Origin of the sequence: Coprococcus intestinihominis (assembly GCF_040096555.1) — a bacterium.
GTDB lineage: Bacteria > Bacillota > Clostridia > Lachnospirales > Lachnospiraceae > Coprococcus_A > Coprococcus_A intestinihominis.
In genome coordinates, this window is the sequence record NZ_JBBMEK010000228.1 from 1 (window position 1) to 5,550 (window position 5,550).

Annotated in this window: 4 protein-coding genes; 1 reads left to right on the top strand and 3 read right to left on the bottom strand. The window is 41.5% G+C overall.

Translation table 11 applies throughout. The annotated features are described in order from the left end of the window. Together WMO25_RS14265 and WMO25_RS14270 are read right to left on the bottom strand one after the other, a co-directional pair. A partial coding sequence (locus tag WMO25_RS14265; RefSeq protein ID WP_349085855.1) for a hypothetical protein occupies window positions 1-670 on the bottom strand: 670 nt, incomplete at its 3' end. Window positions 671-696: 26 nt separating this feature from the next. After that, entirely contained in the window at window positions 697-3,345 is a 2,649-nt protein-coding gene (locus tag WMO25_RS14270) for an AAA family ATPase (protein WP_349085856.1), read from the bottom strand. 242 nt (window positions 3,346-3,587) lie between these two features. Between WMO25_RS14270 and WMO25_RS14275 the strand changes: the two genes are divergently transcribed. Continuing rightward, window positions 3,588-3,905 (top strand): hypothetical protein, encoded by a 318-nt coding sequence (locus WMO25_RS14275; protein WP_349085857.1) that lies wholly within the window; start codon window positions 3,588-3,590, stop codon window positions 3,903-3,905. A 251-nt stretch (window positions 3,906-4,156) separates the two neighbouring features. Here WMO25_RS14275 and WMO25_RS14280 read toward each other — a convergent pair. Beyond that, a partial coding sequence (locus tag WMO25_RS14280; RefSeq protein ID WP_349085858.1) for a hypothetical protein occupies window positions 4,157-5,550 on the bottom strand: 1,394 nt, incomplete at its 5' end.

Sequence of the window (5,550 nt, forward strand, 5' to 3'; positions counted from 1 at the left end):
CACATCCCGTACCATCATCCAGATAAAAACTTCCCCAGGCTTCCTGATTTAAGGCCATACATGTTTCCAGGGTATCCGGAATCTGTTCTTCCGAAATAGGTGTTGATAATACTGTTGATATTGTCATCATCATCTCTGCAGATCGGATGGCAATATGATACATCTGGGATTGACCTTCCCGATGCCATTCACAGCAGACCCCCATACATTCCGAATCTGCCATGTAAGGAATAGTATAAGTATCTAATACCGCCATCAACTTTTCTTCCATTTCACAGGCCATCAAAAATTTGTCTTCCACAGAATAGCCGATCTTTCCGGCCGCCTGCGGCAGCCATTGACTTCCTATGACCTTTTCGGTCTGATTCAGAAATGCCACCCATTGACAGATTTTCGCCATTTCTTCTTCCAGATACCGTTCCAGTGCATCCGTTATTGTCGTCTCTCTGATATCTGCGCCTGTGACATACTGAATTTTTAAATATATTTTTCCGGAATCCGGTTCAACCGTCAACTGACCGGGAATGTTTTGTATATTGTAATAATTAGCACCTGCAATCGCCTCCGGAATTCGTTCCCATTCCAGCTTTTCATCCGGTATACCTCTCAGCTCCAGAAAATGGCCGTTGACTTCCGTCTGAGTCATCCATTCAATTCCTATCTCATGCATCACACATTTATCCTTTAAATCCGTATCTACCGTACCGTATATTTATCCTTTGATTCCAACAGTTCTCTGATTTTCCTGCCGTCCATATGGTTTTCCAGAATCAACACTTCCGCCAGCAAATCAACACTTTCTTTATTATTCTTAATCTGTGCCACTGTCTCACCCAGCATCTGCTGTAATATGGCATTCACTCTTTCACGGAGCCTGCTTTCCACGTCACTGCATACAGCATCCTTTTCCCGAATCACGGCCATTCCGAAGGTGTCATCCATTCCCCACTGGCCAATCATCTTCTCAGCCAGCTGTGTTGCTACTTTCAGATCATCCGCTGCCCCGGATGATGCTCCGTTTTCCTTGCCGTAAAAGACAATTTCTGTAGCTCTCCCGGCAAGGGCTTCCCGAATCCGTTCATAAACCTGTTTCCTGGTGAGATTATATGCTCGGCGTTCATTCTCCTGCAGCATATAACCGCCAAAACTTTTATTGCCCATCACCGTCAGATAAGCCGGTGTGTGTTGATTCTGCCAGCATATAAAGGCATGTCCTGCCTCATGTCTGGCAATCCGCTTTAATTCTTCCTCCGAACAAAGTGCCTCTGTCTGACCATCATCAAAAGAAGCAAAAGCCTCATCCAGTATGTCATCTGTGACTTTCTCAAAATGCTGCTGCGCTGCACAGCGCATGGCATATCCGAGAATCAGTTTGATGCGTGACAATGTCATTCCGGCACTTCCGGCTGCAATTCTGTCGGCTTCTTCATCACTGAAGGCCAGCGCCGGGCTCTTCTCCCTGCGCTGCTTCAGGAACCGCAAACGTTCCTCCCTGTTTGGCAGGTCCACCAGAATTTTTCTGTCAAAACGTCGAAGCAATGCGGAATCCAGTGAAAATCTGTCTTTGCCCTCCACATCAAAATTCGTCGCTGCCAGCACAAAAACCTGGCTTTCCCCTGTTGTCTTAAATCCACTCATCTCCGTCAACAGCGCATTCAGTATATCCGCCCGGCTGTTGCTGTCACCTGCGCTCTGTCGATTCTTGCCAATGGCATCAATTTCATCAATAAACAAAATCGTCGGCGCATATTTGCGTGCTGTCCTGAAAAGTGCATGAATGGCCTCCGGTCCTTCACCCACATATTTTTTCAAAAACTGACTGCCCTCCGCAGACATAAATGTCATATCCGCTTCTGTCGCCATGGCCTTGGCCAGCATGGTCTTACCGGTTCCCGGTATGCCATGAAGCAATACGCCCTTCGGCGGATGAAAGCCTTTCTCTATGTACTGCTGCGGATGCTTCATATAATCAATGAAAAAACGCAGTTCCTCTTTGGCATCCTCCGCACCTATAATCTCATCAAAAGTCACATTCGGCCGTTCCGTCTCAGCAAGAATACGCCCGGAATCAACACCTTCTACTGCATAGCGGAGTTGAAAATCTGTCAAAACGACTTCCGCAGATGTCCCATCCTCTGCTAACCGCCGCTTGCTGCTATAATCCACAACCTGATGATATCTGGTCAATCGCCGCACAGACTTCTCCATATCCGCCGTCATCTGAAATAAATTTCTGACTTCCAATGCAGCATCCTTAAAATCAACACTGAAATAGATTTTCTGAAGTCTGTCGATTTGCCCCTGACCTATCCCGAAGGCAACCTGCTGAAACAGTTCATAAATTTCCTCACTCAGAAACTTCTCCCCACGTCCGCTGATGGTTCGTGCATCTGCCATACCACCCTCAGCAAAAATCAACGCTTTACTGATATTGTCATCCAGATGTACCTGTATCTGAAATTGCTGTTCTAAATCGGAGACACATTTCTTCAGCCGGTACTCCAAAATCTGCTTCAGATAGCGCACTTCCATCCGATTAAACAAAATGACATTCCCGGATGCGAACCTTGAACATAATGCTGCCGGAAAAATCGGACTGCCGGTTTTTGCATCACACTCCGTACGCAAAGCCTGCATCACGGTTCGCTTCGGCACGCTGTCCAGAGAGGTGTTCCGTGCATCATCATAAATAGAACTGCCTGCATTGGTGGTCAGGATAATCATGGTCTGGTCAAAGAAAACCTCCTGGTCCGTACAGCTATCACGCAGCCGTCCCGCATCCAGTATCTGCAGGAATAAATGCAGAACATTCATATGTGCTTTCTCTATCTCATCAAAAATCAGGACACATCTCGGATGCTTTCTCACGAATCCCGTTACATTGCCTTCCTTGCTTCCTTTATAAACGCCATCTGCCCCGGAGAATTCAATGACTGCATCCTTATCCGCATATTCACTCATATCAAATCGTGCAAAAGGACATTGCAGTGCTTCCGCCACTGTCTCCGCCAGAAAAGTCTTGCCGACACCCGGTGCACCGACAAACAAAAAAGAAGCCGCGGGTTTTCGTCTGGACGGGTCTGTCATCGACAATAATTTCGCCTGAAAATACCCTGTTACAAAGGTACTGACTGCATGCTCCTGTCCGTAAATTTTCTCCAAAAGTCTCCTTCTAAGTTCACTCGCTTCTTCCGTTAATTCATACAGCACTGATAAACTTGCTCCATCCCGAGGAGCTGCATCCTCTGCTCCTGACGCAGCGTCCACAGTACTATCTTCAGATTTCTGTCCGTCCCCTCTATTTGCTTTCCACTCTAAAAAAATTTTCTCATAATCCATCGCCATTTTGCACCGTCCCTCTTGCAGACTGACATACAATCACACCAAGCCTTCATGTCATATTCTGCTTATTACTACCCTCTATTTTACCAAATAATAGGGTGTTTTCCAATGAAAAAGGGGTATTTAGAAAATAATAGCATGAATGTTGAGGAAAACCGCATTGTCAAAATTGATTATATAATGTAACCATTCAAATAGTATTTAGTTTCATCACACTAATCATCTCACGGAAGGAGAAAATACACATGCTGAACCGAACGAAAATCATTGAATTCATCAGACATCACAAATTATCGCTTGTTATATTCCTATGTCTTTTACTGCTGCTGCTCACAGCCGATAATTGGCAGCAAAAACAGTTTGCTAAAGCTGATCAAGCCTATCATCTGATGGCCGAAAACAATTATGCTGAAGCTATCACCCTATTTGAAGAATATTTGTCCACAGATTCTTCAATATACTGGCGCGGCATCCAATTTGTAAACGGAAGTACCAGTATGTTTACACAATCCAATGCAGAAAATGCATTGCAACAATGCCGGCAAATGATTGAAAAACATTAGCCACCTTTTATCCTTTATTGAAAATGGCAGGACGTTGCTCCTGCCATTTTCAATATTAATCGAACTTCTTAAATTTAAATCGAAAACGAATATGTCCATTTTGTGTAAGATTTATCCATTATGCCCATTACTTCTTCCTCCAAAAAAATATTTTTATGCTTATACTTTATTATCGGTTTTACAACCCTTTTTCACTCAATTTACTTAATTTTATTGAATCCACCTGAAATTTTTCTATCTATTTTTTCAAATCATCTGCGCTTAAACAAGTTTAAGCTACGCTTTATAAATTTCTGTAAATTTTTTACACAATAAATAACACCCATAACCAAAATAACTATAAGGACTATAATTAACACACTATACCATCTGCCTTCTGCCATTAATTCGCATAAACCATGACTCTGCCTGACTCGATCAATGAACCCCACTCCGTCTGTAGCCGCAGATAGTAATCCTAGGAAAGAAAGAAGACCTAAAACAAAAGATAATCTTTCTTCTTCCTCTTCCTTCCTTTGCTGTTCCTGATTTTCCAGTAATTCCTCAAGAAAATCTACACCTGCTGTTAAACTCTGTATTTCTTCGCGGATCCGCAGATTTTTCTTTGCAAAATTATAAAAATCATTTTGCGCCCGTGTTTGGCTCACACAAGTATGAACACTCTTTAGCAAGAATGTGTTGATTTCTGTCTGGATTTCTTTCAATTTTTCATTATAATCTTCTGATGACTTTCGATAAGCTTTGGCATCAGCTGACAAATCATATTCTATTTTTTCCGAAAAATGAATAAGTGAATACAATTGATACAATAATAATATATACAATGTAAAATAATCTTTTCTTACCTCATCCGAAAGATTATCTGATAAATATTTAATATTTTCTTTGTTTTCGTAAACATAACATCCACACCCTTCATTACTGACATACCACCAGGCATTTTTAAAAGGTTGATAAGTTTGCTCTTTCATATCTGGCGCTCGCAAATAACGCCAATTATGACCCGCAGATAATCTTACCGCATTATCCAAAAGCTTTTGATTCCAATAGACTTCATCATGCTCCTCTCTCTCTTCATGACCAAAAACAAAATAATTGTATAACAATGCACACTCCGGTTTCTCTCCATTACTTTTATTACTTCCATGCAACATGTGAAAAGAAAGCTTACAATCCAATGCTTCTAATGTTCCGCAAATCCAGTCTATTATAGAAAAGTTTCCTTCTTCATTATATTTTATTTTTGCAGACTCATATTTTCCTGAATTTTCTACATTCAATTCAAACAGACGAAAATTTGTCCTTTTTACATCCTTGCTGCCTGAAAATGGGGCTGGACTACATATTTCTTCATAATCCGGGCTCAAATGAAAAGTTTTTTCTTGTAAGTTTTTTGTTTTATTTATCAGCGGAATAGAATTCCCAGATGTTCTATCATCTGGATCAATCAATAATACTGACCATTCTTTTTCTATTTCTTTGTCCCTTTGTTCACCTGCTCTTTGATCTCTTGGAATATTTATCTCTTTGTTGACATAATTATATTTAATCCACCCCTTTTGTCTATAGGAGCCTAAATTTTTCAAAAAATCTTCACACTCCGTCAATAACTCAACCGAAGTATTCTCCCCAACTTTAATCTCAT